This is a genomic window from Chryseotalea sp. (assembly GCF_057350905.1).
The window spans coordinates 179,218-205,897 of the sequence record NZ_JBMRCF010000001.1 but is presented as its reverse complement, the minus strand read 5'-3'; the positions used below and the strand labels follow the sequence as shown (position 1 = coordinate 205,897).

The following is a 26,680-nucleotide window of genomic DNA, read 5'->3' as shown; positions in this document are numbered from 1 at the left end:
CACACAAATAACTATATCGAATAGTATTTAATGGATGCCTCAATAAATTATGGAATTTACCATAGAGCAAATTGCTGCCATGCTTGGCGGTCAGGTACAAGGTAACAAGCTGGCAAAGATCAACATGCTGGCGAAAATCCAGGATGCCAAGCCAGGACAAATTGCCTTTTTATCAAACCCAAAATACGAACAGTATATTTATAGTACACAGGCCTCTGCTGTTATTGTTAAGAAGGACTTTGTGCCTAAAAAAGAATTACAGACAACGCTGATTCTGGTTGAAGATGCCTACTCTAGTTTTACTGTTTTGTTAGAGGAGTATCATAAAATGATCAGCTTCCAGAAAGTAGGTGTGGAAGAACCCTGCTTTTTAGGAAATGGAAGCACCTGTGGTGCCAATATTTATCGTGGTGCCTTCTCTTATATTGGTAGTAACGTAAAGATTGGTGACAATGTAAAAGTCCATCCGAATACTTTCATTGGAGATAATTGCACAATTGGCAACAACACTATACTTCATGCCGGAGTTAAAATTTATGCAGATTCGAAAATTGGAAACAACTGCGTGATTCATGCCGGTAGTGTGGTGGGTAGCGATGGCTTCGGCTTTGCTCCCCAGGCTGATGGCACTTATAAAACCATTCCTCAGTTAGGCAATGTAGTAATCGAGGATAACGTGGTGATTGGTGCAAATACTGTAATTGACTGTGCTACACTATTTGGCGACTCAACCACCATTAGAAAAGGAGTAAAACTCGATAACCTGATACAAATTGCTCATAATGTGGAAATTGGTAAAAACACTGTAATGGCTGCACAATCTGGTGTTTCAGGGTCTACAAAAATTGGTGAAAACTGTATTATTGCCGGACAGGTAGGTATTGCCGGACATTTAGTAATCGCCAATAAAACAGGTATTGGCGCTCAGGCTGGCATTTCTAAATCTATTGAAGAAGAAGGTGAAAAGATTATGGGCTCTCCGGCCTATGACGTAAAAGACTACTTCAAATCCTATGCAGTCTTTAAAAAACTACCCGAACTCAACCTACGTCTACGGGAACTTGAAGAAAAGGTACATTCTTACAAAAGCAACGGCCATAGTCTCTAAGAACCATTGAGCACACGTCTTGATGCATTTTTTGGAATATCCCGATAATTCGGCTTAACTTTGTCGACTTTGCAGGACTCAAAAGATGCTTAATATCAAACAACAGACTATTCAAAAATCGGTAACGCTTTCAGGTGTAGGCCTCCATACAGGTGCCCCTACTAAAATGACCTTCGTACCGGCAAAACCTAACCACGGCATTAAATTTCAACGAATTGATCTCCCTGGTTCTCCTATTATTGACGCAGATTGCGACAATGTGGTGGACGTTTCCAGGGGTACAACCATTGAACAAAGCGGTGGCCGGGTAAGCACTATTGAACATACCCTGGCAGCATTGGTTGGCCTGGAAATAGACAATGTGTTAATCCAATTGGATGGCCCTGAGTGTCCGATTATGGATGGCAGTTCCATCGAATTTGTTAATAAACTGAAAGAAGCAGGTACAGAAGAGCAGAACGCCTTGCGCGATTTCTTCGATGTACAGGAGCCTCTTTTTTATAGAGAAGCTGCCCGCAATGTTGAAATTGCTGCCCTTCCTTTAGATGATTATAGAGTGACTGTTATGGTTGACTATAATTCTCCAGTATTAGGCAGCCAACATGCTTCAATTACTGATATACGCCAATTTGAAACAGAAATTGCTTCCTGCAGAACTTTCTGCTTCCTGCATGAGTTGGAGATGCTCTACAAAAACAACCTCATTAAGGGGGGTGATCTGAACAATGCCATTGTGATTGTAGACAGAATCGTGAAAGACGATGAACTGGCCAATATTGCCCAAATGCTGGGTAAACCTAAAGTTGAGGTTAAACATGAAGGCATTTTGAACAATGTTGAGCTTCGTTACAAAAATGAACCAGCACGTCATAAACTTTTAGACGTTGTCGGTGACTTAGCCCTGGCTGGCCGCCCCCTAAAGGCTCAGGTATTGGCTGCCCGTCCTGGTCACGCGGCTAACGTGGCTTTTGCGAAAAAGCTGAAAAAGGCGATGGCTGAAGCTGATAAGCAAGGCAGACCAAAATACAATCCAAGCTTACCTCCGGTAATGGATATCAATAAGATTGCGGCTACCCTGCCTCATCGTTATCCATTCCTACTCATTGATAAAATTATTTACCTCGATAACGAAAGTGTAGCCGGTGTGAAGAATGTAACCATGAATGAACCATTCTTTCAAGGACATTTTCCTGGCAACCCAGTAATGCCAGGTGTGCTTCAGGTAGAGGCCATGGCACAAATTGGTGGCATTCTGGTACTAAACACAGTACCCGATCCTGAAAACTACTGGACCTACTTTTTAGGTATAGAAAATTTCCGCTTTAGAAAAATGGTGCTCCCAGGCGATACACTGGTTATTCAGTGCGATTTGCTGGCGCCTATTAAAAGAGGTATCGCAAAAATGACAGGCCGTGCTTATGTAGGTAACACGCTTGTTTGTGAAGGAACCATGACCGCTAGCATTGTCCGTAAAAATTCATGAGCCAATATCCCTTAGCCAACGTACATCCTGAAGCCAGGATAGGCAAAAATGTAGTGATTGAACCTTTTGCTACTGTTCAAAAAGATGTAGTAATTGATGATGGTTCATGGATAGGCCCCGGAGCAGTTATCTGGGATGGTTCACGTTTAGGAAAAAATGTGAAGGTTTATCCTGGTGCATCCATATCTTCTATCCCGCAAGATTTGAAATTTGCCGGTGAGCAAACAGAAACCATTATTGGTGACAACACCGTTATCCGTGAGTATGTAACCATCAGCCGCGGCACAACCGATAAAATGAAAACAGCCATTGGTAAGAATTGCCTTCTCATGGCTTATGTTCACGTAGCACACGACTGCATCATTGGCAACAACTGTATATTAGTAAACACTGTACAAGTGGCTGGCCATGTTACCATAGACGACTGGGCTATTATTGGTGGTGCCAGTGCACTGCACCAGTTTGTAAAGGTGGGGGCTCATGTTATGGTATCAGGAGGTTCTTTAGTGCGTAAAGATATTCCGCCCTTCACTAAAGCAGCCAGAGAGCCACTAACCTATGCAGGAATTAATTCAGTGGGGCTAAAAAGAAGAGGTTTCAGCGCTGATAAGATCAACGAGATTCAGGAAATATACCGTTACATCTTTATGCGTGGGCTGAACAACTCAAAGGCCATTGAAATGATTGAAGCTGAACTGCCAGTGAGCGATGAGCGAGAGCTGATTCTTAATTTCGTAAAAGAGTCGGAACGCGGTATCATGAAAGGTTATGGCAACTAAGTGCTTTAATAGCCTTGGCTAATCCAGCTACTTATCTGCAAACAGGAAAACTCGGTAAGCGATTTAACCGGGAGTGGATTTTTCGAGACTTTAGTTATCAGTTTACAGCAGGCAACACTTACGTCATTACAGGTCCTAATGGATCCGGTAAATCAACCTTGCTTCAGGTTTTATGGGGACAAGTACCTGCCAGCGCAGGCACGGTCTCCTATCAGGTTAAAGGTATTGCAAAACCTGTTGACACTATTTTTCAGCAAATAAGTATTGCAACACCCTATCTGGATCTAATAGAAGAGTTTACACTTGTTGAGTTATTGGATTTTCATTTTAAAATGAGAAAACCAAGAATCGGGCTTTCTATAAAAGACTTACCAGCACTTTTGGAACTGGAACACGCTAAAGACAAATTAATCGGCAATTATTCCTCCGGGATGCGGCAACGTGTAAAACTTGGATTGGCTATATTTACCGAGGCTAGTTTTGTTTTTTTAGATGAACCTTTCACCAATCTGGACGAAAAAGCCATTAACTGGTACAAAAAGCAACTTAACTTAATCACCGATTCTGTTGTTTTTATAGCCTCTAACGACCCCAGAGAGTATGAGAATAGCCATGAAAGTATTAAAATGAATGACTTTAAATTTTAAGGGGGTTACAAGTGTGCGCTTAAATCAATTTATATCCATCTGATTAAAAAACTTTCAGAAACCGACATTTTCCCTATTTTTGAATATTATAAAAGATCAATATGAAGTTTTTAAGAAATATACCCCTGGTTTTAGTGCTGGCAGCAGTTATTATTGTTTCAAGTTGTAAGCCTGGTGATGATCCGGATCCATTTGAAAAAGTACAACTTGGTAAGTTTGCCAAAACCTGGACAATCTCCTCAGCCAAGTTAGGTACCACACCTCGTACTGATTTCAGCACACTATCACTTGTATTGGCCGGTACCTTTAACGCTAGCTCACCTGAGGGCCCTTACCAATATACGGTAAATGGAACAAGACCTAACCCTAGCCCATGGCCTGCAAGCGGCTCATGGTCTTTTGCAGAAGGTGAAGGTGCTAAGACTACCATTATCAGAGATTCTGATGCCAACGAAGTACAGATGTCTTATGTGTTGTCTGCTGATGCTAAAACATTGACTTTGAACTTTACAGTAGCAGGTACAGGATGGGCTGGCTCACGCACTAACGAAGTTGAAGGTAACTGGGAGTTTGTATTTACAACTAACTAATCTCTACCCTTTAAAATATTAAAAAAGGTGCTTCAAACGAAGCACCTTTTTTATTTTAAGACAACAATCGTAATTCCATCACCCCCTCTGTCTACATGCTCATCCTTAAAAGAAGCTACTTGTTTATATTGCTTTAGTCTATCTCGAATTACTTTACGAAGCACACCTTCTCCTTTGCCATGGAGAATTTTCAACTCACCATGACTTAACAAAATGGCTGAATCCATAAATGATTCAAGTACAGGCATTAACTCTTCAACTCTTTTACCACGTACATCAAGGGAAGGATTGAAGGCCGCTTGTTTTTCATATAAATTAATACCGCTGCTTCTCAGTTTTACTGCCAATTCTTTTTGAAAAGCGCCTTCGACTTTCTCCAGCTTAGTTAAGCTGATGGTAGATTTTAACTCACCAAATTGCACCACTGCATTCTTACCCTGAAGCGAAAGAATTAAACCACTGCCCTGCTGGCCCATAATACGTACCCGATCCCCCTCTTCCATTTTCTCTGTTTTAGGAAGTGCTTTCTCATGCAAACCTTTGGCTACATTATGCGATAAATCCTCAAGTGACTTTCTGACTTTTAATGTCTCCTTTTTCTCTGCTTTGTTTTCGCGAATATGCCTGATCGTTTTTTCAATCTCGCGATTGGTGGTTTTTAGTAAAGTCATGGCCTCTTCTTTGGCCTTACCGATAATATCTTTTTTCTTGGATTCTAACTCGCTGGATAGTGTTTGATACTTCGCAAGAGTTTGCTTCAACTCAGCTTGTAACTTTTCAACTTGCCTGGTCTTCTCTTCATTTTCCTTTCGCTCTTGTTCCAGCGTGCGCGATAGTTTTTCAAAACCAGCCAAATCAGTACCTACCAAACTTTCAGCCACTTTTAAAGTGTTTGCTGACATGCCCGTTTTGCGTGCAATCTCCAACGCAAAAGAACTGCCGGGCTTACCCATCTCTAATTGATAGAGAGGCTGCAAGTGCTCTTCATCAAAGCGCATGGCTGCATTTTTTATACCATTGGCCTGATCTGCAAAAAGTTTTAGATTGTAATAATGTGTGGTAGCCAGACCCCAGACTTTCTTATCTAATAAAGATGCGAGAATGGCCTGTGCGATAGCTCCACCAAAATTAGGATCAGTACCTGAACCTAATTCATCCATGAGCACCATCGATTGATCCGTTGCATTTTCTAAAAACACATGCATGTTTTTCAAATGACTGCTGTAGGTACTCAAATCATTTTCTAAAGATTGCTGATCGCCAATATCCAGAAAGATGTCTTTAAAAATACCCATGCGGGAATGGTCGGCCATGGGTACAAGCAAACCACATTGCAACATATATTGAAGCAGGCCCAGTGTCTTTAAACAAACTGACTTTCCCCCGGCATTAGGTCCTGATAAAAGTAAAACCCTGTCTGTATCATCTAACTTTATGTTGAGTGGCACCACTTCTCGCTTTCCTTTCAAACTCAAAAACAAAACAGGATGCTTAGCATTAAACCATTCAACGACAGGCCGATTTTCCACCAAAGGCAACACCGCTTCTATATCTCTAGCCAACTTGGCTTTTGCTCTTATAAAATCGATAATGGCTTGAAAGGCATAGGCTGTTTTAAGTGTAGGCAACTCAAGTCTTAACCTTGTGGTTAAGGCTGTTAATATTCTGACCACTTCTCTTCGCTCCGCATGTTCAAGATCACGAATCTCATTATTCGTATCCAGCATTTCCGCTGGTTCCATAAATACCGTTTGTCCGGTAGCTGATTCATCTTGAATAAATCCCTTCAGCTTGCGTTTATGCTCTGCCAAAATAGGTATTACCACACGACCATCGCGCACGGTAGGTAAGGCACCTTCCGGTACCCATTTCTCCTGCACGGCCTGTCGGTAGATTTGCTCAGCTACTCTTCGCAGACGACTTTGTTCATCACGCAATTTTCTTCTAATACTTTGCAATTCTGCAGTGGCATTGTCTTTAACATGCGCTGTGTCATCAATCTTACTGGCGATTTCGCGTTGTAATTCCTGTGTGTTACCAACAGGTAGCGCTAGTTTATTCAATTCGGGAAACGCTTCCTGATACTTGATCAAAAAGTTTTTGCACGCCTGGATACTGGTCAGAGAATTGATTATTTGCAGGAAGTCCTGCTCATCCAAAAAATTGCCTTCAATGGATGCTTTGGTAAACCACATTTCAGGATCAACAAAATGTCGTGCAGGAAAATCGAGTGACCGTTCTTCTATTGATTTGAATTCAGCTGTTTGCCTGAGTTGAAGGGTAATAAAATCAAACTTTGCACTAAACTTCATGGCAGCCACCAAGCGCTCGCCTGCTGATGAAAGGCAATAGTTGGTGAGCCGCTGCCGGATCTGCTCAAATCCTAGTTTAATCTCAAGGTTATCAGGGTAAATCATTGCGCTGCTGGCTTAACCGTGAGTCGTTGCTCCATTAAATTGAGAGAATCTACCACTACCGAATAAATTTTTTCCAGCGCCACAGGCTTAGCCGCATAATATTCCAATGACTCACGAAACAAGGTGTCGCTAACACCAATTTTTTGAAAAATAACAGGTTTTGCCAGGCTGAATATCTTTTCTGCAGAGTCGCGTCTCAAGTTCATCCTATTAATTTTCTCTTCATTTAGGTAGATTTCTATGATCACACGTGTCATCTCTGCCTCGCTTAATAACCGTGCAGGCTTCTTTTCGTTTGTACAGGCAAGTACAAAAAGTGACATTATCAGGCAAACAAGCCCTTGAAAGAAAGAATCGCGTAGTTGTAGCATAAAAACCTTTAAAATAGAGGCAAATAATTATTTTTGAGTTATCTACCTATAATGGGTATGATCCATTTGGGGTAGTCTCAAAAGAAAGCAAATATACTGCCTGATTGCTGATGAAAGAGCTGTTAAAAAAGTTAAGAAAGTACGAAATCCAGATTCGGAAGGCTATCAATAGCCACATGATGGGGGATTTTCATTCTATTTTCAAGGGCTCGGGGCTTGAATTTGACGATGTAAGGCCCTATCAATACGGTGATGATATTCGCAGTATTGACTGGAATGTTTCGGCTAAGGGACATGGGCTTTTCGTAAAAACTTTCCGGGAGGACAAAGAGCAGACCGTATTTTTTATTTTGGATGTGAGTGCCTCACAAAATATTGGCAATGAGGGCCGAACAAAAAGTGATATTGGCAAAGAAATTTGTGGTGTACTTTCTCTGGCTGCCACCAAAGAGTCGAGTCACGTAGGGCTTATCTGCTTCTCTGACAAAAATGAATTGTACCTGAAGCCAACCAAAGGCAATAGTCAGGCCTATGAAATCATCTCGGCACTTGCCAAACTAAAACCACAATCGAAAACAACCAATTTAAGTAAGGCTATATCTTTTGCGGTGAATATCATAAAACGAAGAAGTGTTATCGTCATGATTTCAGATTTTATTGATGGTGGGGATTTCTATCACGATTTAAAAGCGCTGGCCAAGCGACACGATCTCGTGATGATACACGTCAGCGATGCACGCGAAACAAATTTACCCAAACTGGGCATCATCCCTGTGCAGGATAAAGAGAGTGGCAAGACCTTATGGATTAATACTTCCTTTGGCGATTTTCGTCAAAAAATTTCCAGTCAGGTAGTGGATCGAAAAGATGAACTCACTAAATTTTCGCGTAAACACCAAATCAACTTTGTATCGTTAAGCACTGAGGATGATTATGTGCCCAAACTGCTTCGTCTCTTTAAAATTCGTAACCGTACGATGAAAGTTTAATCATGAGAAGCCCTGTTATGTATTTGCGTGCTATAGTTTTCGTATTGGCTTCCCTCACAGCTTTCTCCACCTGCGGGCAGGTAACAGTCAGGGGTGCCTTTATACCGGACAGTGTAGTGATTGGAGATGAGGCCGCTTTTTATCTGTCTGCCACTTATCCGAAAAAACTTCAGGTGATCTTTCCTGATTCCACCTATAACTTTTCTCCTTTTGAATTTGTCCGGAAAAAATATTTTACCACCACTACACGCGACAGCATAAGCTACGACAGCGCGGTTTATACACTCAGTACTTTTGAGGTTGATCCTGTGCAGATGTTGCAATTATCTGCCTTTGTATTGCACCAACAAGACTGTACCGCCTTTTCGACAGCAATAGACAGTGTGTTTTTAAAAGAGCTTGTAACCATACCCCTACCCGATACACTTCAGGCTCAAAATTTACCGCTGATCAGTAACACCGCTTACGAACCTGTTGACTGGCTATTGAATTACCCGCTCCTGCTCTTCATTGGTGGTGGTCTTTTAATTTTGTTAGTTATTCTCTGGCTGGTATTTGGTAAACGGATACGCAAGCATTTTACAGTAAAACGTCTCATTAAAGAGCATGAATCCTTTGTCAATAGTTTTGACAGATATAATCAGACACTGCGGGAGGCCTTTAATGCTAAACAAGCTGAACAGCTTTTGTTTCTATGGAAAAAATATATGGAATCGCTTGACGCCAAACCGTATACAAAACTTACTGCAAAAGAGACAGAACGACTTTTACAAAACCAAAGCCTCGGACAGCAACTGCGTTTAGTTGATGCTTCTGTATATGGTAACAATCAGCAGATAGAACAACCTGTGGCTTTTTTGCGCGAACATGCCATGCATACTTTTCAACAAAAATTAGATCAGGTAAAACATGGATGAACTAAATACTACAGATCCCTGGTACTCACTTACCTGGTTTTCTCCCTCCACCCTCTCTGCATTTACCTGGGAACAACCCTTAGTGCTTTATGGAATCCCCGGTGTTTTAATTTTGTTCATTATTCGTTGGTTAACACGGTATAACTTCAATCAGAAATTACCGGTTGCGTTGGCGCAAAAAGATTTGCACAGTACCGCACTTGCGTGGTTACGCTTATTACCCGAGCTAGTTTTTATGCTGATGATGGTGCTGTTGTTAGTCGCCTTGGCCAGACCTCAAAAAACAAATGAAAAGGTTGAGCAGTGGACAGAGGGTATTGATATCATGCTGGCCCTGGATATATCACAATCCATGCAGATAGAAGATTTTACACCCAACCGCCTGGCCGCAGCAAAAGAAGTTGCTCATAATTTTGTGAGCGGTCGAAAGCAAGACCGCATTGGCATTGTCGTATTTTCGGGCGATGCCTTTTCTTTGGCCCCACTCACCACCGATTACGATTTGCTAAAAAATTATTTTGACGAAATTAATTTTGAGATGATCGAGAACAGAGGTACAGCCATTGGTAGTGCCTTGGGTGTGCTTACTAATCGCATGCGCGAATCAGAATCAAAATCTAAAGTTGCAATTTTAATAAGCGATGGCGATAATACTGCGGGCAATATTGACCCGATTACTGCGGCTGAACTGGCTTCAGCTTATGGGATTAAAATCTATACCATCATTGTAGGTAAAGAAGGTATGGTGCCGTATGGAAAAGATTTTTTCGGAAAGCCCAACATGATCGAAAATACTGTTGATGAAACTACGATGCGCAAAATTGCTGATATCGGTGGCGGTCAGTTTTTCCGTGTTACCGATAATGAGGCACTCTCAACTGTATTCGCGCAAATAGATGCTTTCGAAAAAGCGGAGATAAAAGAAACAAGGTTTAAGGACACATCCGATTACTATTACAACTACATGGTGTGGGCAATATTACTTTTACTCCTATGGCTCGCCTTGAAGTCGAGTTTTATGAGTAATGTATTGCAGGATTAATCAAACCAGTTTGTCGGCATAGAAAATCAGGCGGGCACCAAAAAAAAGTAGTACGATCCCGAGCACGATATTCAACCTTCGAATGGTGTTTCTTGTCATCACCAAACGCAAGCGATCTGCCAACTTTGCCTTGATTAAATCGGTCACAAAAACTGTGGCAACAATAGCTGAAAAATAGGTGCCTACCTGCCAGTCTTTTACATAACCAAATTCGGTGGTAGCCAGCCCGACTGTCCCAATCCAGAAAATTAATACCATTGGGCTTAGACCGTTGATAAGAAAACCTTTAGCCATCAAACGCAAGGGACTGCGTGATTTAATGTGTTCCGGATGATACTCCTGCAGTTTTCTACTCTTTATAAATAAGTAGTAAAGGCCAAACACCAGCAGTATGCCTCCACCCACGTATGACAAATACAGGCGTGAGGTTTCATCTTCAAAAAATTGGTACAGGCCCAGATAAGAAATCAGAATGTAGAGTGCATCGCTAAGAGAAACCCCAACGGCCACCCATGCGCCACTTACAAAGCCGCGTTCAATACTGGTTTGAAGGATTGTGAAAAATACAGGCCCGATTAAAAAAGCCAATACCACTCCGGAAATCACACCATTAAGAACGATTTCCATTACTGAAATTTTGAATGAAAGATTGCCAGTCGGCCAATTGTGTATTTTTCATAACACGGGGAAATTTATTTTGTCCTCCCACTTTCCCTTTAGACTCCATCCAGGCATAAAAAGTTTTTAATGGAAGCACCTCTACATGTATATCTTTGAGTGCTGCACTGCGTTCTACTGCATAGTCGTCATTCAATTCTTTTAAATGGCCGTCAATTTTTTCCTTTAATAATTTTGCCTCCACTTCATTATCTGTACCAACATACCAATGGTGAGCAAATAAGTTATCATGCGGTATGCCGGCCACTGTAAACTCCGGAATAGCTACATTGAGTTCGTTGGCAACCAGTTCAATGGCTTTGTTCATATTATCCACCGAAAGGTGTTCGCCACATAAACTTAAAAAGTGTTTCGTTCTTCCGGTGATAACAATCTCTGCTTCTTCCTTCGAAACAAATTTAATGGTGTCCCCAATCAGATAACGCCAGGCTCCGGCACAACTTGATAGGAGAATAGCATATTCTTTACCCTCCTCTACTTCATCGATCATCAGTGTTTCAGCCTCAGGCAATACATCACCGTTGGCGTCAAAATTCTTTGATTCGAATGGAATAAATTCATAGAAGATTCCATTATTCAACACAAGGCGCATTGAGCGTCTGTTGGGATAGGCCTGAAAAGCAATGAACCCTTCAGATGCCAGATAAGTTTCTATATAATGAATGGGTCTTCCCAGCAATTTCTCGAAACCTTTTCTATATGGGTCGAAAGAAACGCCACCGTGCACATAAACCAATAAGTTTGGCCACACATCATGTATGGTTTTTACTTTATGGTAATCAATAATTTTTTCCATCAGAATCTGAAGCCAAGCCGGCACACCAACAATGATGCCTATATCCCACTCCTTTGCCTTTGCTGCAATCTCATCCAGCTTGGCATCCCAATTTCTGTTTTTGGCTATTTTTTTTCCAGGCTTATAAAAATGCTGAAACCAAAAAGGAAGGCGTGCAGCCTGTATACCACTTAAGTCGCCTTCGAAAATACTACCTCGCTTATTCAAGTGTGTACTGCCTCCCAACATCATAATACCTGATGTAAATACATTAGGGGGCAAATCGTATTTAGAAAGTGTAAGAATTTGGCGCACACTTGTTTTCTGAATGGCCTTGGTCATATCTTTAGTGACCGGTATATATTTGGAAGCCGATTCGGATGTTCCGGAACTTAAGGCAAAGTATTTTACTCTACCAGGCCAGCAAACATCTTTTACACCCCGCAGCGATAGTTTCCACCAGTCGCTATACATTTTATTGTAGGTATGCAAAGGGACAGCATTCTTGTATTGCCTGTAATATTCATGCCCCCCTTTTCGGAAAGCCTTAAGTATGGACGGAAAATGATAATGTTTTCCGAATTCTGTACCGCTGGCTGTCATTAACAACTCCTTCAGCTCTTTTTTCTGTAAATCGCCTGGAGAAGTGTATTCTTCTTCAAGCATTTCGCGTAAGCGAATTCCCTTTTTTAATAAGGTTCCGAGTATGGCCATCGTTAAATGAAGTTTACACTGTACTTTTGAACCGCTAAAAATACATGATTATCAAACAAAATTTAGAGGAAATACTAAAAACGGTTGCAAAAGGTTGCACGTTGATCGCGGTTAGTAAAACACATCCTGTGGAAAAGGTGCTGGAGGCTTATGACTGTGGCCAGCGGGTTTTTGGCGAAAATAAAGTACAGGAACTGACGGCCAAGTATGAGGCACTCCCTAAAGACATTCAGTGGCACTTAATTGGTCATTTACAAAGCAATAAGGTAAAATATATTGCGCCCTTTGTTCACCTCATTCACTCTATCGACAGCCTGAAACTTCTGCAGGAGGTTGATAAGCAGGCAAATAAATTTAATCGCAGGATAGACTGCCTCCTTCAGATACATGTAGCACAGGAAGAAACAAAATTCGGCTTCTCTCCTTCTGAAGTAATGGGTTTACTAAAGGACCCTGCCCTGGCGCAGCTAAACGGGATAAGAATTGTAGGCATAATGGGCATGGCCAGTTTTACCGAAAACATGGAGCAGGTAAGGAATGAGTTCAAAAGCTTGAAACAACTTTTTGAGGAATTAAAATCAATGCACCTTCCGGAAAATGTGGTCATGAAAGAGCTATCGATGGGCATGAGTGGTGACTACAAAGTGGCCATGGAAGAAGGAAGTACTATGGTAAGGGTCGGCTCCGCCATTTTTGGTCAACGAAATTATCCTACGATATGAAGTCTAAATATATTTTAATAATAGCTGCGGCCTCTGGTATGCTTTGCGTTGCGCTCGGGGCTTTTGGTGCACATGCACTTAAAGAAACATTGAGTAAATATGGCAGGGTTGACACTTTTGAGTTGGCTGTACGCTACCAGTTTTTCCATACGCTGGTGTTACTCTTTCTTGGACTGGATACAACACAGAAGCATGGCCTAAGTGCAGGCCTGTTTATGGCTGGCATTTTACTCTTCAGTGGCAGTCTTTATTTTCTAGCCCTGACTAACGCAATTACCCTGGTATTGGTAACTCCACTGGGGGGTACTTTACTTTTGGCTGCTTGGGCAAGTGTACTATGGCAGTTTATCAAGCGGACATAAAAAAAACCTGCTGTTGTTGCAGCAGGTTTTATTTTTATCAATAGCAGCTTCTTATTGAGGCTTCTTGTCTAATACAACTGTATTAAAAACTATTCTCGTATCGTTTACTGCATTTGAAATAATGGTAACAGGTTTTGTCTGCGCACCCATTTTTCCTGTGCTGTTAAAAGCTACCGTTAACTCACCTGTACCACCTGGCATAACAGGATCTCTTGGCCAACCTTTTGGCACAGTACAACCACAGCTCACCTGAACATTGGTAATAATCAGTGGCTCTGTACCAGTATTGGTAAACTTAAAAGTATGTTCAACCACATCCCCCTGTACAATATTTCCGAAATCGTGAGTGCTTTTATCCCAGGTCATCACAGGGCCATTTTGTTTAGGCGCACCGGCCTGACCAAATACTGCGCTGGCAGATACCAACAGAATTGCAAACATTAGTACTTTTTTCATACTCTTTAAAATTTGTTCAAATTTAAGCTTTCAATAACAATATTACTGCCAGAACTACGGTTTTTTGGCTGTTAAAGTTCGTTAACGGTAGATGTTTCTCGATGAGTGGAGGTAACCCAATATGAAAAAGGAAATAGAGCAGGTATATGGGCACAAGTTACGCGTTCGTGTGTGTGGCCTTTGCTGGCAAAATGAAGAATTATTGGTATTGGACCACGGGCACCTTGGCGCGAAACATTTCTGGGCTCCCCCTGGCGGAGGCATTGATTATGAGGCTAGTGCAGAAGCTAGCCTGGTAAAGGAGTTCCTTGAAGAGACGGGATTACACGTGACCGTTGGCGATTTCTTATTTGCCACGGAATTCATCAAGCCCCCTTTGCATGCCATTGAACTGTTTTTTGAAGTGCATATACAATCTGGCCGGCTTCAGCTTGGCCATGACCCGGAAACGAGCATAAATATTTTGCAGGATGCCGCCTTTAAAAGTTATGATGAAATCCTGGCCTTACCTCCTAACCAAAGGCACGGGATTTTTGAAATGGCTGCTTCACCATTTGAACTAAGAAAACTGCGCGGATATAGGAGATTGTTGTAATTTAGCCGCGAAAATAACTATACTTGTAGCTTAAACCGTTTACCATGAACCTCACCAAGATTATAGCTTTTGTACTTTTGGCCGTAAGCATTTTTCTGGCCTACTATCTTTATAACAGCATTGATACCACCATTAAAGAGCGCGAAGCAATCGCTAATACTGAGGCTCAGATTATTGAAAAATTAAGTATTATCCGTGAAGCTGAAAAAGCTTACCTGGAACAATACGGAAAATATACAAGCAGCTGGGATACATTGATCAATTTTATTGAGACTGGTTCTGTGCCTATCATAGAAAAGAAGGAGACAATTATCCCTAAAGGTTATGGTGTTGAGGAGGTTATCGTTAATATAGATACTATCGGTTTCCTTTCAGCTAAAGACAAGATTTTCAAAAAGAACTATACAGTTAATGCCGCAGACAATGGCGAGTTACGTGAGGTTTATGTTAAAGTTGGTGATGAAGTGGTGAAGGGCTCAAAATCTTATCGTATGAAAAAAGATGGTAACGAAAAATCTGATGAATACCCGTTTATGGAAGGCGGAACTATCAGCAATGTTACTTCCCTAAAATCAGGTGACCGCGTTTCAAAGGGCGATTTGATTATCGGCTACTGGAATTATTTATTGAATCCTAAAGTGGATATCAAGACATTAGCGGTTGTACCAGGTTCAGGCGGTAAAACTTTTGACATTTTTACGGAAGTTAAAGACAGAAATGGTATTAAAGTTTCTGTAATTGAGGTGAAAGACCCTGCGCCTACCAACCCTGAGCGTAGAGAAAAGAATGAAGCGAAAAACAGAAAACCTCTTCGCTTTGGATCACGTACTGATGTAAGTACTGCCGGTAACTGGGAATAAGGTGCAAGTAAGAACGGAACACTATAGGCTATTAAAGAAAATAAAAGACGACCGGTTTGATGAAGAGTCCCTTCATCAATACCAGTTGTGTTTACACATAGGTATACGTGATTTCCAGGTGTTGGTAGTCTCTGATGACCAAAGGGTATTGCTTTTGGAAGATTATGTACTCCCTGAAGTAAGCTCGCCACAAGAACAGCTAACCTCATTACAAGATCTTTTTGAAAGCCATGCGGTTTTGGGCGCTGGGTTTTGGGGAAGTATTAAAGTATCTTTTAAGACTCAGAAATTTGTTCAGGTTCCTGCCGCTTTATTTAATGAGGACTCCATGCTTGAATACCTGATGTTCAATGCTCAGGTAGATGAACAAACAGAGACCATTCTAAAAGCACAACACAATAAACAAGATACCGTTACGGTGTTTGCCGTTTCCACTGACTTGATTGATTGGTTGAAATCCATTTATCCGAATAGCAAGCCAACTTTTTTACACCAGTCAGCAGCCTTAATTGAAGGTGTGTTATCTGAGTCTGTAAAATACAATAACAATACACTCTACGTTTACATCGATCGCTTCAAATTACATATTGTTTCCTGCAATAAAGGGAAGCTGATCTATTACAATCAATTTGTCATCAATCAGTTTCAGGACTATGTGCGTTACATCATGCTGGTGATGAAATCGCTAAAGATGGATCAACGGAGCAGTCAGGTTGTGTTGTGGGGCTATATCGGTAAGAATTCTCCACATTATCACGAGTTTTACAAGTTCATCAGTAATGTAAGTTTCGGTGCAAGACCTTCTTCATTGCGCTTCAGTTATTTCTTTGACGAATTACAGGAGCAACATTTCTTTGATTTATATAGCATTAATCTGATTGCTAAAGCATAATATTTAATGAAGCGGATAGCCCTTTTCCCAGGCTCATTTGATCCTTTTACAAAAGGGCATCATGACATAGTACTGCGTGGTTTACATATTTTCGATGAGATTATTATCTCTATTGGTTACAACAGTGCCAAAAGCATGCGGTACTTCGAGGTAAACCAGATGGTGAATAAGATCAGAACAACTTTTGAAAAATATCCCAACATAAAAGTTGAAACGTATGCCGAGTTAACGGCTGAGTTTGCCAGAAAACACAAGGCCAATTATTTACTCCGTGGTCTTCGCAACACCACCGATTTTGAATACGAAAACAGCATCGCACAAATCAACCGAAAGCTTTACGGTGATTTAGAGTCTGTATTCCTGATTACTTCTCCTGAATTTGCCTGGATTAACTCTTCTATCATCAGAGAGGTGCACAAGTATAAAGGAGACATTTCTCAGTTCTTGCCTTACACTTTATAGTTTTTACAAGTTTGCTTTAATACCCAGGAGAAAAGTTCTTGGCATCCCCGGACGTACACCAGCCGGACGTCTTGCTACTATATACACCTGATCCGTAAGGTTGCTTACACTTACAAAAGCAGAAACAGCTTTACTAATTTTATAACTGCCCGAGACATCAATTACAAAATTCGCATCTATCAAATCATTCGTTGCTATACTTCCGGTACCTGGTGTTGCACGCATGGCACCAACATACTTACTGCTGATGTTGGCATTGAATAAGCGATGGTCTACCCCAGCATTGGCAGTAAGCTGATGATTGGATAAGTAAGGTAATTGATCCCCACGCGCTACGCTTCCCCAATCTTCGTTTGTTGCCGCAAAAGAACTTCCAAATTCGCCATTAGTAAAAGTATAAGCCAATACCAATGGAAACGTTAAGCCATTTTTATTAGGAAGCACAGCGAGGTAATTTAACTCAAACTCAGCACCATAAATAATTGCTTCACCAGCATTAAACTGATCGCCTGTACCTCCGCCTCCGGCCGCAGCAAGGTCTGATCCGAGCAGGTTTTGATAATCGTTAAAGAACAGTACTGATTGAAGGTTAAGACCTGCTTTATTTACACGGGCACCTAACTCATAGTTAATGCTCTTTTCCGGTTGTGCGCCCTCAGCGACACCCGGAGGTGCAAAGCCTCTGTGAATACCAGCAAAGGCTTTTGCAAAAGTGCCCAGGGTATATTCAAAACCGATACCTGGAATCCATACATCCGTTGTATTACCTGACTTCACTAAGGCTGCTCCTGTTCGTAATGGATCGGTTTTACCAAAATCTTCTCTTTGCAATGTTATTTGCTCGTAACGCAAACCGGGCAGTGCATGTAACTTACCCCATTGTAAGTTGTATTGAAGATAGGCTGCAAAGGCTGTGGCATTGGTGATTCTGTTACTTTCTGAACCGGGTGCTCCTTTGGTGCTTAGTTGAAGTATTCCGTTATTCATAGCATAATTATCATCGGCCTGGTAACGATCTTCTTCATCAAAATGGTAACGTAGCCCTAACTCAAGGTCATGCGCTATTTCCCCTGAGGTAAAGTTGAAGCCAGCGAGTGATTGCACACCCTGCGACAGATAAACACGGTTGTTATTCCTCACCACCAAAGCATTCGTAGTAGGACTGGTAGTACCCGTTAAGATGGCAAACTCATTGGCAAAGGTAGTTGGATCTTCCAATACATCGGATACAGCCCTGAAAGGTGAAGCATCAAAACGCACGCGTTCCAATTTGTACCAATTGCGACTGAATTCATTCCTGTAAGCACTGATCGACACATCAATATTTTTAGATGGAATGATATTGTACTTAAGCATGTACTGCTTGTGATTGGTTTTGATGTTATCTACTTGAGAAGCAGCATATCTTCTGAAAGGGTTAATAGCAAAATCGCTTTCAGTTAAACCCAGATAGGTTTCATCTGCATCTCCTGTAGCCTGGGCAATTTTGAAAGTAAGTGCCTGGTAAATTTTCGCATCAGCACCCGTGTTTAGTCTTACTTTCGCAAGGTAATCCTGAGCTACAAAACCGGTAGGGCCACCGTTATCTAATTCTTTAAAACCAGTTGCAGCATTTTGATAGGTTTCAAACACAAATCCTCCGTGTTCAAAAGATTGTCCGATGGCTGCATGGGCAAGCCTTCTTCCATAATTGCCGCCCATGATATTTACCTTGGCAAATAACTGCTGTGGTATGGCTGTCGATAAAAAATTAATAGCACCACCAGTAGTGTAGGGACCGTACTTAATCTGGCTTGAGCCCTTGCGTACTTCAACACCTTGCATACGACCAACCGTAGGAAAGTAGTAAGCAGCTGGTGCCGTGTAAGGCGCTGGTGCCGCCAATATTCCATCTTCCATCAAGGTAATTTTGCTGCTGCGCTCTACCCCGCTTCCGCGCATACCTATGTTCGGGCGCAAACCAAAACCTTCTTCTTCCTGAATATTGATGCCTGGAATATTTCGTAAAATTCTATTGATATCCGAATAGGCAAACTTATCCAGTTGCTTTGCGCTGAGGTAGTGCGCTGCCCCGGGTACATCAGATAAAAATTGACTACCCCCTGTTAATGTTTCGCGGCTAATAACAATTTCGGGAAGTTCGTATAAGGATTCTTTAAGCGTGATGGTCAGTTGCTGTGATTGTTCAGGAAGTGAAATGGCTTCTTCATAGGCAACGTAGCCGATACTGGAAACCTTTAAACGATAAGCCCTGGGGCTTAAACTCATCAACTTAAAACGCCCATTTCTATCAGTGGCTGTTCCTTTATTGAAACCTTCAACATAAACATCAACACCTTGCAGCGGCTTGCCTTGCTGATCTAATACTACACCCTCAATGGTATAATTTTCCTGAGAAAAAGAGTGTAATGAATTGATAATTAGAAAGATAGATAATAAAATAGCCTTCATTGCCCTGAAAATTTCTGCAATGCTAAGATCTATTTATAATTAATCCAAATAAACTTAATTATTAATATCTTGTATGACCATCCTGAATTCATTGAGCATCATGGCCGTAGCACCCCATACGATTTCATGCTCTATTTCAAAATGCGGTGCCCACATCTGAAAGCGGCCTGCAGCAAGAATTTCCTTTTCGCGTATGGCATCCGCCCTTAACAAGTCCTGCATGCTGCCTTGTAAAATACGTTCTACCTCATGTTGGTCTCCTTTGAATTGCGGTGAACCTTCTACAAATCCAATAACAGGGGTGACCATGAAATTACTGGGCATCACAAAAAATTCGCTAAGCGTGCCTAATACATTTACTTCTGATGCCCGGATGCCAATCTCCTCCTCCCCTTCGCGTAATGCTGTTTCAATGATTGTTTCACCAGCCTCGGCCTTTCCACCAGGTAAACTAATCTGACCACTATGTGCACCTAAATACTGTGGCCTCTTGATCAAAGGGAATTTAATAATTCCGGCTTCTTCATAGAGAAGAATTAATACACTTCCCGGCTTAGGTGGTAGCTTGTGGGTAAAATCAGGAATGACTGATCCACTTGGTCTGGCACGCAAAGGCTCATGCGCAAGCGCTCCAGGCAGTGGCGATTGTAATCGTTGACTCAAATAAGAAGTAAGTTCTTGAAGCTTCATTATTTTTTTGCCGTTGCGGATTCTGCCTCTTTAATGTATGCATCGATATCTTCAACAAAATCGTCCATACTTTTTGCTTGCTTAAATAGACGGAGGGCATTCGGATAATCCTTCAGTTTCAAATAATATATACCCTTATTTCTATAAGCCCATGGATTTGAAGGATCCAGAAAAATACTTTGGTTAATATCTGCTAATGCATCTTCAAGTCTGTTTTCAATTAAATGAATAAAGCCTCTATTGTTTAAAGCATAGGCATCATCTTTATCTAAGGCCAAGGCTTTGTTAACAGCTTTTAATGCTTCGCTGTTGTTATTGAAGGCAAGCTCTACCAATGCTAAAGTATTGTATGCATTGGGGATAGAATCGTTTTGTTGAATGGCATTTTGCAGTAAAGTTTTAGCTTTATCGAGTTCGCCTTTATAGTAAGCGAGCGTGGCCAGATTAATCAGTACTTCTGTATTATTGGTAGTCAGCCTTGAGGCTTTGGTGAAACTCTCTTCTGCTTTTACAAAATTCCTGAGTTTGGTATAAACCAATCCTTCGGTAAAATGCAGGGGAAAGGTGTCAGGCTTAATTAAGCTGATCTTGTTGAGATCCTTTAGAGCACTGTAATACTCCTTAAGTTCGTAAAAAGTATTAGCCCTGTTAAAATAGACGGGTAAGTAATCAGGTTGGCAGTTAACTGCCGCAGTGTAGAACTCAAGCGCCTGCGGGAAACGATTTTGTTTGAAATAAATAGTGCCGGAGTTATTCAGCGCGTCAACAAAACAGGAATCCAGTTTTAATGATTCTCCAAAGTAGTACAAAGCCTGTTGTGCGTTGCCTTCAATCAAGGCTTCGTTTCCCTTTAGCAGAAAACGCTGCAGCTTGGTATCGGTTGACTCAATACAAGACAAAAGCAATACGAAAAGTACCAAAGCAAAAAAGGATCTACTCATCATGGCTGCAAATTACAAACTTCTTTAGTAAAGTTAAGTTGCAGCCTAAGTAAACAATAGAAATGATCTTCTGTTCTTATTAAGATGATGATTTTTGTTGGCGTCCCCCCTCTATGGATTTCACCACTTCATACGTTACTTGATCAATGATAGTTCTACCTTCTTTCTTCGTTGGCACTGCACATCCATCTGCTCCACAACAAGCTGTAGTGGTAAGAGCCTGAAATAAAAATAGTGCTGCTATCATGCCTGCAAATCCATCACGTAAAATAAGTGTCTGATAGCCCACAAATAAGCCCAGGCCGAGACGCAGCCAGCGCATGAAATGCCAGTTGCTCAATAATGTTTGCGTAACTACTTTCATTTAAGCTTTTTCTGCTTTTGGTTGTACCAGCGATAATCCTTTTAAAAACAACAGCCGAAGCAGTAATAACCAGGGCAAGCCGTGAAGGAGTGTATCAAACCAATCCACGGTTTGCATGCCATTTGCACCTCCTGCAATCCATTTTAATTTTCCCCAAATGTGCGGCTCAGGAACAAAAGGCGCTAAACCAAGTGTAACGCAAGCAACAGCTACTAATGGCCAACTATTCCAAATTTTCATACTATCAATTTAAGATGATAAAAAAACAGGCAGTCCCCAGATCTGCCTGTTTACCCTCAACACAAACCAACCCCTTATCTTGGCCATGCACCTACACCACCATAAAGGTTATGCACTTTATAACCTTCTTTTGACAGTATGTTGCATGCTTGTCCGCTACGGTTTCCACTGCGACAGAAGAGAAAATACTCCTTATTCTTATCCAGCTTTAAAAATTGTTCTTTAAAGCTTGGCGACATAAAGTCAATATTTTTAGCACCCTTGATTGTGCCTGATGAAAACTCACCAGCTGTACGCACGTCTACCAATATAGCGTCTGCTGTTCCTGTAAACTTTTCTTTGAATTTGAGGCCGTCTAAGTTCTCGTAAGCCCTAGTGCCCATTGAAAATAAATTAAACATAATATTGAATCTTTAATTCTAATTATTTGTGATAACGGGGTTACCGTTATTTACCCATTCATTTATACCACCTGAGTAGTTTTTGATATTCTTAAAGCCATGCTTTGTCAGCAAAGAATAAGCTATTGAAGAACGATCTCCTCCCTGACAGTGAATGACTACCTGCTGATCTTTGTTTATTTTACTCAAGTTCTTCTCCAGTGTTCCGATAAATACATTCTCTGCACCTTTCACATGTCCTGATTTATATTCAGCAATACCGCGTAAGTCAACAATTTGCGTGTGATTTGTTTTTAAGATGTTTTGGAACTCGTCCAGAGAAATCACATTTGCTTTTTCCAGCTTGTTACCAAGCCTTGTCCATACATTTACGTTTTCTACGTATCCGTATATATTATCCATACCTATACGCATAAGCTTGCGCGTCAGGTCATCAAGTTTGTCGTCTTCAGCAATTAGAATAAAAGGTTCTTCATAAGTAAGAAACCAACCCATCCAGGTTGCGAATGCATTGTTTCCCTGAATATTAATGCTTCCTGGAATAAAGCCCTGAGCGAAATCTGCTTTCAAACGTGTATCAATAACTTTGATACCTTTATCCATAGCTGCTTTCAAATCTTGTGCAGTAAGCTTTTTCAACTTAGGCACTTCAGTGAGGAGCGGACGTTCTACCTTATTTAATTTCTTCATCATGGCAAAGTATTTAGGAGGCTCTGGTTGGTCTTCCAATAAATACTTAACAAAACCAGGTTCATTATTTTCATATTGCAAAGCCCAGTTTCTTACCTTCTCATAGCCAACCGTTGTGCTTGGTACAGCACCCAGTGCCTTACCACAGGCAGATCCTGCACCATGACCAGGCCATACCTGTATATAATCTGCTAATTCTCTGAAGCGTTCAACAGATTTGTACATCTGTTTAGCACCTATATCTTTAGTGCCTATCATACCGGCCGCTTCTTCCAATAAATCAGGACGACCAATGTCACCCACAAACACGAAGTCGCCAGTAAACATCATTACCGGCTTATCGCTGGCGGGTGTATCGGTCAATAAGAAACTGATGCTTTCAGGGGTATGACCAGGGGTATGCAACACTTCTATTTTCAGGTTACCCACTTTTATGATATCCCCATCCTTTACACCTTCATGTGGAAACTCATACTGCCATCCTTCACCTCCTTCATCAGATAAATACATTTTAGCACCCGTCATGGCTGCCAACTCACGCGCACCTGAAAGAAAGTCAGCATGGATGTGTGTTTCAGCCACGTGTGTGATTTTCATATTGTTCTGTTTGGCAATTTCCAGGTAGGTATCAACATCTCTTTTAGGATCGATTACCATGGCCACACCTGCTTTTTGACAGCCAATAAAATAACTTGCTTGTGCTAGGCTTTTGTCATAAACGTGTTGAAAATACATAGTCTATAATTTGTTGTTTGATTACTTATTTAACCTATTGTCCGACTAAAAAAGAAACTGACTTTTGACCACTTGATTTTCTTGATGCTTCTCTGATTAGCCTCGCTCCTACCTCTCTCCTTTGGAGAGAGATAAGAATCAAGAAAATCAAGTGGTTACAATATGTACATCAATTTTAGTCGAACAGTAGTGACTTATTTAATTAACGATACAAAGTTCAGGATTCTGAAATTCTTCTACAGTGACGGATGTCACACAGATTGATTTTTTGTTGTTTCGGAAAATTGATTTAACACCTGCTCTAGTTGGTTAGCGTTAAGCACACCTGATTGTCTCCAAAGGGGTTCACCGTTTTTAAACACCATTAAAGTAGGAACACCCTGAATGCGATAAGCGCTGGCAACAGCAGGATTTTTGTCAACATCTATTTTAATAATACTGGCTTTATTGCCAATACGTGCTGCTAATTCTTGTAAAATGGGGTGCATCATTTTACAGGGACCGCACCAGGTAGCAAAAAAGTCTATCAACACTGGTTTTTCGCTGTTAATAATGTCATGAAATGTTTTTTTCTGTTCCATAAACTGAATATATACTACAAAACTACAGTTGATGGATAAGAAGTTCCGTGATCTTCGTCACATAGGGAAAAATTGCTTTTAAGATATTTTAAAGGTGAAAAGGAAAGTTTATTAAGATCAAAGCGCAACTAACGAAACTCATACCCAAAACCCATCAATTGCGTTAGTAGGGTATTGGGTGCATCTGTGGCGGTTGCTCTTCCTTCCAACTTAGGGGCTATGGGGGAATGCTTAGCCAGGTATTCTTCTATAACTCTGTGCAAGGTAATACCTAAGCGTTTTGGCGCTATTACATTTTCTACACGGCAAATCGTTGTGTCCGGGTCTCCTTCCCGCTCGCATGCCACAAAACTGTATATTTTGTTTAAGTCAACAGCTTTACCTTTTACTTTTATCCAATTAACGCGTTTGCCTGCATCATTGGCTATTGTAAAATTCACTTCCATGCCTTTAAAGCGGACTACCCATCCTCCGAATCGTTTTGCCGGATCTTTTGCAAAAGCATTTTGTAACTCCTTCTCCATCCAATCCCATAATTGCTTTCCAGTAATCTCACCTTGCTTTGCTTCACTATCAACTGGTAGCATACTCCATAAATAATCCATGGTTATTTCGGCCAAACCAGTTTTGGGATCTGGTACTAGTGGTGGGCAAAAACGAAAACCATTACTAAGGGCTATGTCTGGTCTAAACTTCCACATGATGGCATCTGTTATAAAATTATCCATCGGGGTTTCATTTACATAATACCTGACCAGGGGTGTTTTTGTAGTGCCTATTACACGATCGAGATTTTTTGCATAAGGTTCCCGGGTTTTCTTTACCAGGGCTTTCATCTCCTCGTCCTCTTTATACACATCGGGATCTACATCGAGCAGTTGATATGTGTGGTCTTTGATAACTCCTTCTTCCACTACAAAATCGAGCTTGGCTACAAAGGAGCCAAAGGCACCCGGCTCTGTTACTTTGGCGTGTACACCCTGAATAGGTTGGCGAATGCGTTCATGTGTATCAGCGCCCAGAATATAATCTACACCTTTTACAAAAGGCATGTTTGCTAAACCAATTTGCTGCGCAAGCCCCATGTGTGTTAATAGTATCACCATTTGGCAGCCTTCATACTCGCGGAGTAATCTGATATATTTAGCCACATTTTTTTCAGGATGTGTAAACTGAATGCCTTCACTATACGCTGGCGACTGACGCTTTGGTGTAAGGGGGTCGTTGTAACCAACAAAACCAATTTTAATACCGCCCAATCTTTTAACAAAATAAGGCGGAAAAATTAAATCTCCATTCAGTTGATCATTGGTTTGATGAAACATATTGGCACACACCTTAGGAGCATCGTAGCCAAACATATCTTTCATCATCAGCTCTTTGCCATACACCACTTCCCAGTTACCCGGTAACATTAAATCATAACCGATGTTATTCATTAAGGGTACGATTGCACGCCCTTCGCTTAATGCTGCCACGCCTCCGCCCTGAAAACAATCACCGCCATCAATTAAGAAAGTGTTTTCAGGATTTTGCGAACGCAAACTATTGATCATTGACTTTAACGTAGCATATCCGCCACGTTTTTTATAAACAACCTTTCCCTCTTCAATAAAAAATTCATCGTGTATGAGTAACTGAGCGTGAATATCTGCTGTCTGCAATAAGGAAATCATAGTGGCCTTACCACTTTTTACAACGCCACTGCCCTTCATCTCTTTACTTTTTAAAGCAGCATCTTGCTCACGAAGTGCCGAAGCGGCAAGCGGACTGACCAAACCACCACCAAGGCCTAGTGCTAAACCAAGGTTGCCTGCCTTCTTAAGAAAATCGCGCCTGCTCGATTCTGATATGGATACGTGGTACTCTTTTTCTTTATCAGTAACACGCTCAACACTGCATGAATGACAAGCACATGACCTGGTGTGATTTTCCATATGGATTTAAGATCAGTTAAAATCTGTTCTTACTTGAATATTCTTTAATTCAATACGTGACAGCTCTATCAACTTACCTTCTTTAAACAAAGGCATGAGTTGCAGCAGGCTTGTTCCTTTTTCGTCCGCAGCTTTGTAGTTGACATAATCCTGCCAAAGTATACCTCCAACTTTTTGGGGATTAATTGCTTCACGGAAGCGAATGCCCCCTCCATTGGTATGATAGCTGTATGCCAGATAGTCGACAGTGAATTTTTCAGTCTCAATCCAATATAGAAACTCATCCTCAAAGTCGGCACCGCCACCCTCTTGCTTAAAAGAAATTTTAACTACAAAATATTGCTTTCCTCTAACCTCTTCCTCACTAATCAATTCCTTTACGACAGCGGCATCATTTAAGCCGAAGGGTAATAATGCAAAGTAGATTACACTATTTACTGAGTTCGTAAAAGCATTGCTCTTTTCACTTGTTAATGTTTGCAAAGTATCGTTTCTGAATCTGGAAAAACCAGCGTTATTCAGTATATCACGGTAGGCGCCAGTAGAATCTGTAAAGGCGCGTACATAGGTAAACTCACCCCCTTTTCTGATGGCTGTGTAGTGTTTGTCTCTGAAATCGAAATCGGCCTGAAATTGCTCGAAGACTTTCCCACCATGTGTTGAGATAGCTGAATCAATAATTTCCTGAGCCGTAGGCTTAATTGAACAGGCGTGAAACAAGATGGGAATGATAAGTATTAGCCAATATTTTTTCTGCATTTAATTAATTGTTTAGTGCTATGAGTAGTTTC

Annotated in this window: 29 protein-coding genes; 14 read left to right on the top strand and 15 right to left on the bottom strand. The window is 41.2% G+C overall.

Translation table 11 applies throughout. The features are described from left to right. The first annotated feature begins 49 nt into the window (after nt 1-49). The 5 genes from lpxD to ACO1XM_RS00890 all read left to right on the top strand — a co-directional run bounded on the left by lpxD (nt 50) and on the right by ACO1XM_RS00890 (nt 4,607). Nucleotides 50-1,108: a UDP-3-O-(3-hydroxymyristoyl)glucosamine N-acyltransferase gene (gene lpxD / locus ACO1XM_RS00910; RefSeq protein WP_486225177.1), complete on the top strand. Its 1,059-nt coding sequence runs from the start codon at nt 50-52 to the stop codon at nt 1,106-1,108. An 85-nt stretch (nt 1,109-1,193) separates the two neighbouring features. Then, nucleotides 1,194-2,591 carry a bifunctional UDP-3-O-[3-hydroxymyristoyl] N-acetylglucosamine deacetylase/3-hydroxyacyl-ACP dehydratase gene (locus ACO1XM_RS00905; RefSeq protein WP_486225175.1) on the top strand — a complete coding sequence of 466 codons (1,398 nt, stop codon included), beginning with the start codon at nt 1,194-1,196 and terminating at the stop codon, nt 2,589-2,591. After that, nucleotides 2,588-3,370, top strand: coding sequence for an acyl-ACP--UDP-N-acetylglucosamine O-acyltransferase (gene lpxA, locus ACO1XM_RS00900; protein ID WP_486225173.1), 783 nt, complete (start codon nt 2,588-2,590; stop codon nt 3,368-3,370). The genes ACO1XM_RS00905 and lpxA overlap by 4 nt, the downstream gene beginning before the upstream one ends. Nucleotides 3,371-3,384: 14 nt before the next feature. Next, the gene (locus tag ACO1XM_RS00895; protein WP_486225171.1) at nt 3,385-4,017 is read left to right on the top strand and encodes an ABC transporter ATP-binding protein; all 633 of its coding nucleotides are present in this window, start codon (nt 3,385-3,387) and stop codon (nt 4,015-4,017) included. 101 nt (nt 4,018-4,118) lie between these two features. Further along, the gene (locus tag ACO1XM_RS00890) at nt 4,119-4,607 is read left to right on the top strand and encodes a hypothetical protein (protein ID WP_486225169.1); all 489 of its coding nucleotides are present in this window, start codon (nt 4,119-4,121) and stop codon (nt 4,605-4,607) included. A gap of 50 nt (nt 4,608-4,657) precedes the next feature. Here the strand turns inward: ACO1XM_RS00890 and ACO1XM_RS00885 are convergent, their stop codons facing one another. Together ACO1XM_RS00885 and ACO1XM_RS00880 are read right to left on the bottom strand one after the other, a co-directional pair. Then, entirely contained in the window at nt 4,658-7,024 is a 2,367-nt protein-coding gene (locus ACO1XM_RS00885; RefSeq protein ID WP_486225167.1) for an endonuclease MutS2, read from the bottom strand. Beyond that, nucleotides 7,021-7,395 carry a DUF4296 domain-containing protein gene (locus ACO1XM_RS00880; RefSeq protein WP_486225165.1) on the bottom strand — a complete coding sequence of 125 codons (375 nt, stop codon included), beginning with the start codon at nt 7,393-7,395 and terminating at the stop codon, nt 7,021-7,023. The genes ACO1XM_RS00885 and ACO1XM_RS00880 overlap by 4 nt, the downstream gene beginning before the upstream one ends. A gap of 110 nt (nt 7,396-7,505) precedes the next feature. Between ACO1XM_RS00880 and ACO1XM_RS00875 the strand changes: the two genes are divergently transcribed. Genes ACO1XM_RS00875 through ACO1XM_RS00865 form a run of 3 tightly spaced genes read left to right on the top strand, consistent with a single transcriptional unit; the run spans nt 7,506 to nt 10,343 of the window. Further along, nucleotides 7,506-8,384, top strand: a complete 879-nt coding sequence (locus ACO1XM_RS00875; RefSeq protein WP_486225163.1) for a DUF58 domain-containing protein — start codon at nt 7,506-7,508, stop codon at nt 8,382-8,384. 2 nt (nt 8,385-8,386) lie between these two features. Continuing rightward, on the top strand, nt 8,387-9,301 hold the full coding sequence (locus tag ACO1XM_RS00870; protein ID WP_486225161.1) for a hypothetical protein: 915 nt from the start codon (nt 8,387-8,389) through the stop codon (nt 9,299-9,301). Beyond that, complete coding sequence (locus ACO1XM_RS00865) at nt 9,294-10,343, top strand: vWA domain-containing protein (protein WP_486225159.1); 1,050 nt, start codon at nt 9,294-9,296, stop codon at nt 10,341-10,343. The genes ACO1XM_RS00870 and ACO1XM_RS00865 overlap by 8 nt, the downstream gene beginning before the upstream one ends. Here ACO1XM_RS00865 and ACO1XM_RS00860 read toward each other — a convergent pair whose 3' ends face one another. Together ACO1XM_RS00860 and ACO1XM_RS00855 are read right to left on the bottom strand one after the other, a co-directional pair. After that, nucleotides 10,344-10,970: a LysE family translocator gene (locus ACO1XM_RS00860; protein ID WP_486225157.1), complete on the bottom strand. Its 627-nt coding sequence runs from the start codon at nt 10,968-10,970 to the stop codon at nt 10,344-10,346. Next, nucleotides 10,954-12,510 carry a GH3 family acyl-acid amido synthetase gene (locus ACO1XM_RS00855; RefSeq protein ID WP_486225155.1) on the bottom strand — a complete coding sequence of 519 codons (1,557 nt, stop codon included), beginning with the start codon at nt 12,508-12,510 and terminating at the stop codon, nt 10,954-10,956. The genes ACO1XM_RS00860 and ACO1XM_RS00855 overlap by 17 nt, the downstream gene beginning before the upstream one ends. A 44-nt stretch (nt 12,511-12,554) precedes the next feature. Between ACO1XM_RS00855 and ACO1XM_RS00850 the strand changes: the two genes are divergently transcribed. Together ACO1XM_RS00850 and ACO1XM_RS00845 are read left to right on the top strand one after the other, a co-directional pair. Then, on the top strand, nt 12,555-13,232 hold the full coding sequence (locus ACO1XM_RS00850; RefSeq protein ID WP_486225153.1) for a YggS family pyridoxal phosphate-dependent enzyme: 678 nt from the start codon (nt 12,555-12,557) through the stop codon (nt 13,230-13,232). Next, on the top strand, nt 13,229-13,594 hold the full coding sequence (locus tag ACO1XM_RS00845; protein ID WP_486225151.1) for a DUF423 domain-containing protein: 366 nt from the start codon (nt 13,229-13,231) through the stop codon (nt 13,592-13,594). Before ACO1XM_RS00850 ends, ACO1XM_RS00845 begins: the two co-directional genes overlap by 4 nt. Nucleotides 13,595-13,645: 51 nt before the next feature. On the opposite strand, the gene ACO1XM_RS00840 is transcribed toward ACO1XM_RS00845, so the two are convergent. Next, nucleotides 13,646-14,050: a DUF1573 domain-containing protein gene (locus ACO1XM_RS00840; protein ID WP_486225149.1), complete on the bottom strand. Its 405-nt coding sequence runs from the start codon at nt 14,048-14,050 to the stop codon at nt 13,646-13,648. A gap of 121 nt (nt 14,051-14,171) precedes the next feature. Here ACO1XM_RS00840 and ACO1XM_RS00835 point away from each other — a divergent pair, with 121 nt between their 5' ends. The 4 genes from ACO1XM_RS00835 to coaD are packed head-to-tail and all read left to right on the top strand — an operon-like array spanning nt 14,172 to nt 16,859. Further along, a complete protein-coding gene (locus ACO1XM_RS00835) occupies nt 14,172-14,645 on the top strand; it encodes an NUDIX domain-containing protein (protein ID WP_486225147.1) in 474 nt (157 codons plus the stop codon). A 44-nt stretch (nt 14,646-14,689) separates the two neighbouring features. Next, nucleotides 14,690-15,505, top strand: a complete 816-nt coding sequence (locus tag ACO1XM_RS00830; RefSeq protein WP_486225145.1) for a hypothetical protein — start codon at nt 14,690-14,692, stop codon at nt 15,503-15,505. A 1-nt stretch (nt 15,506) separates the two neighbouring features. Then, nucleotides 15,507-16,397 (top strand): DUF3822 family protein, encoded by an 891-nt coding sequence (locus tag ACO1XM_RS00825; protein ID WP_486225143.1) that lies wholly within the window; start codon nt 15,507-15,509, stop codon nt 16,395-16,397. Nucleotides 16,398-16,403: 6 nt separating this feature from the next. Then, nucleotides 16,404-16,859 carry a pantetheine-phosphate adenylyltransferase gene (coaD, locus tag ACO1XM_RS00820; RefSeq protein WP_486225141.1) on the top strand — a complete coding sequence of 152 codons (456 nt, stop codon included), beginning with the start codon at nt 16,404-16,406 and terminating at the stop codon, nt 16,857-16,859. Between the two features lie 3 nt (nt 16,860-16,862). Here coaD and ACO1XM_RS00815 read toward each other — a convergent pair whose 3' ends face one another. From ACO1XM_RS00815 to ACO1XM_RS00770, 10 genes are all read right to left on the bottom strand, one after another. Then, nucleotides 16,863-19,310 (bottom strand): TonB-dependent receptor domain-containing protein, encoded by a 2,448-nt coding sequence (locus tag ACO1XM_RS00815; RefSeq protein WP_486225139.1) that lies wholly within the window; start codon nt 19,308-19,310, stop codon nt 16,863-16,865. Nucleotides 19,311-19,364: 54 nt separating this feature from the next. Then, entirely contained in the window at nt 19,365-20,000 is a 636-nt protein-coding gene (locus ACO1XM_RS00810; RefSeq protein ID WP_486225137.1) for an NUDIX hydrolase, read from the bottom strand. After that, nucleotides 20,000-20,944, bottom strand: coding sequence for a tetratricopeptide repeat protein (locus tag ACO1XM_RS00805; protein ID WP_486225135.1), 945 nt, complete (start codon nt 20,942-20,944; stop codon nt 20,000-20,002). Before ACO1XM_RS00805 ends, ACO1XM_RS00810 begins: the two co-directional genes overlap by 1 nt. A 76-nt stretch (nt 20,945-21,020) precedes the next feature. After that, nucleotides 21,021-21,305 carry a hypothetical protein gene (locus ACO1XM_RS00800; RefSeq protein ID WP_486225133.1) on the bottom strand — a complete coding sequence of 95 codons (285 nt, stop codon included), beginning with the start codon at nt 21,303-21,305 and terminating at the stop codon, nt 21,021-21,023. Then, the gene (locus ACO1XM_RS00795) at nt 21,306-21,545 is read right to left on the bottom strand and encodes a hypothetical protein (RefSeq protein ID WP_486225131.1); all 240 of its coding nucleotides are present in this window, start codon (nt 21,543-21,545) and stop codon (nt 21,306-21,308) included. A gap of 74 nt (nt 21,546-21,619) precedes the next feature. Next, nucleotides 21,620-21,946 (bottom strand): rhodanese-like domain-containing protein, encoded by a 327-nt coding sequence (locus ACO1XM_RS00790; RefSeq protein WP_486225129.1) that lies wholly within the window; start codon nt 21,944-21,946, stop codon nt 21,620-21,622. Between the two features lie 18 nt (nt 21,947-21,964). Then, nucleotides 21,965-23,371 (bottom strand): MBL fold metallo-hydrolase, encoded by a 1,407-nt coding sequence (locus tag ACO1XM_RS00785; RefSeq protein WP_486225127.1) that lies wholly within the window; start codon nt 23,369-23,371, stop codon nt 21,965-21,967. Nucleotides 23,372-23,622: 251 nt separating this feature from the next. Further along, nucleotides 23,623-23,952 (bottom strand): thioredoxin, encoded by a 330-nt coding sequence (gene trxA, locus ACO1XM_RS00780; RefSeq protein WP_486225125.1) that lies wholly within the window; start codon nt 23,950-23,952, stop codon nt 23,623-23,625. 128 nt (nt 23,953-24,080) lie between these two features. Next, nucleotides 24,081-25,889, bottom strand: coding sequence for a bifunctional metallophosphatase/5'-nucleotidase (locus tag ACO1XM_RS00775; protein ID WP_486225122.1), 1,809 nt, complete (start codon nt 25,887-25,889; stop codon nt 24,081-24,083). 12 nt (nt 25,890-25,901) lie between these two features. Next, nucleotides 25,902-26,648 carry a DUF6503 family protein gene (locus ACO1XM_RS00770; RefSeq protein WP_486225120.1) on the bottom strand — a complete coding sequence of 249 codons (747 nt, stop codon included), beginning with the start codon at nt 26,646-26,648 and terminating at the stop codon, nt 25,902-25,904. Nucleotides 26,649-26,680: the final 32 nt, after the last annotated feature.

Excerpts from the sequence above, each read along its gene's own strand:
- trxA (WP_486225125.1), bottom strand. The coding sequence starts at position 23,952 with ATGGAACAGAAAAAAACATTTCATGACATTATTAACAGCGAAAAACCA.
- ACO1XM_RS00830 (WP_486225145.1), top strand. The coding sequence starts at position 14,690 with ATGAACCTCACCAAGATTATAGCTTTTGTACTTTTGGCCGTAAGCATT.
- ACO1XM_RS00905 (WP_486225175.1), top strand. The coding sequence starts at position 1,194 with ATGCTTAATATCAAACAACAGACTATTCAAAAATCGGTAACGCTTTCA.
- ACO1XM_RS00785 (WP_486225127.1), bottom strand. The coding sequence starts at position 23,371 with ATGTATTTTCAACACGTTTATGACAAAAGCCTAGCACAAGCAAGTTAT.
- ACO1XM_RS00865 (WP_486225159.1), top strand. The coding sequence starts at position 9,294 with ATGGATGAACTAAATACTACAGATCCCTGGTACTCACTTACCTGGTTT.
- ACO1XM_RS00885 (WP_486225167.1), bottom strand. The coding sequence starts at position 7,024 with ATGATTTACCCTGATAACCTTGAGATTAAACTAGGATTTGAGCAGATC.
- ACO1XM_RS00795 (WP_486225131.1), bottom strand. The coding sequence starts at position 21,545 with ATGAAAATTTGGAATAGTTGGCCATTAGTAGCTGTTGCTTGCGTTACA.
- ACO1XM_RS00800 (WP_486225133.1), bottom strand. The coding sequence starts at position 21,305 with ATGAAAGTAGTTACGCAAACATTATTGAGCAACTGGCATTTCATGCGC.
- ACO1XM_RS00860 (WP_486225157.1), bottom strand. The coding sequence starts at position 10,970 with ATGGAAATCGTTCTTAATGGTGTGATTTCCGGAGTGGTATTGGCTTTT.
- ACO1XM_RS00890 (WP_486225169.1), top strand. The coding sequence starts at position 4,119 with ATGAAGTTTTTAAGAAATATACCCCTGGTTTTAGTGCTGGCAGCAGTT.
- ACO1XM_RS00815 (WP_486225139.1), bottom strand. The coding sequence starts at position 19,310 with ATGAAGGCTATTTTATTATCTATCTTTCTAATTATCAATTCATTACAC.
- ACO1XM_RS00840 (WP_486225149.1), bottom strand. The coding sequence starts at position 14,050 with ATGAAAAAAGTACTAATGTTTGCAATTCTGTTGGTATCTGCCAGCGCA.
- ACO1XM_RS00805 (WP_486225135.1), bottom strand. The coding sequence starts at position 20,944 with ATGATGAGTAGATCCTTTTTTGCTTTGGTACTTTTCGTATTGCTTTTG.
- ACO1XM_RS00810 (WP_486225137.1), bottom strand. The coding sequence starts at position 20,000 with ATGAAGCTTCAAGAACTTACTTCTTATTTGAGTCAACGATTACAATCG.
- lpxA (WP_486225173.1), top strand. The coding sequence starts at position 2,588 with ATGAGCCAATATCCCTTAGCCAACGTACATCCTGAAGCCAGGATAGGC.
- ACO1XM_RS00775 (WP_486225122.1), bottom strand. The coding sequence starts at position 25,889 with ATGGAAAATCACACCAGGTCATGTGCTTGTCATTCATGCAGTGTTGAG.
- coaD (WP_486225141.1), top strand. The coding sequence starts at position 16,404 with ATGAAGCGGATAGCCCTTTTCCCAGGCTCATTTGATCCTTTTACAAAA.
- ACO1XM_RS00870 (WP_486225161.1), top strand. The coding sequence starts at position 8,387 with ATGAGAAGCCCTGTTATGTATTTGCGTGCTATAGTTTTCGTATTGGCT.
- ACO1XM_RS00790 (WP_486225129.1), bottom strand. The coding sequence starts at position 21,946 with ATGTTTAATTTATTTTCAATGGGCACTAGGGCTTACGAGAACTTAGAC.
- ACO1XM_RS00875 (WP_486225163.1), top strand. The coding sequence starts at position 7,506 with ATGAAAGAGCTGTTAAAAAAGTTAAGAAAGTACGAAATCCAGATTCGG.
- ACO1XM_RS00850 (WP_486225153.1), top strand. The coding sequence starts at position 12,555 with ATGATTATCAAACAAAATTTAGAGGAAATACTAAAAACGGTTGCAAAA.
- ACO1XM_RS00880 (WP_486225165.1), bottom strand. The coding sequence starts at position 7,395 with ATGCTACAACTACGCGATTCTTTCTTTCAAGGGCTTGTTTGCCTGATA.
- ACO1XM_RS00770 (WP_486225120.1), bottom strand. The coding sequence starts at position 26,648 with ATGCAGAAAAAATATTGGCTAATACTTATCATTCCCATCTTGTTTCAC.
- lpxD (WP_486225177.1), top strand. The coding sequence starts at position 50 with ATGGAATTTACCATAGAGCAAATTGCTGCCATGCTTGGCGGTCAGGTA.
- ACO1XM_RS00855 (WP_486225155.1), bottom strand. The coding sequence starts at position 12,510 with ATGGCCATACTCGGAACCTTATTAAAAAAGGGAATTCGCTTACGCGAA.
- ACO1XM_RS00835 (WP_486225147.1), top strand. The coding sequence starts at position 14,172 with ATGAAAAAGGAAATAGAGCAGGTATATGGGCACAAGTTACGCGTTCGT.
- ACO1XM_RS00845 (WP_486225151.1), top strand. The coding sequence starts at position 13,229 with ATGAAGTCTAAATATATTTTAATAATAGCTGCGGCCTCTGGTATGCTT.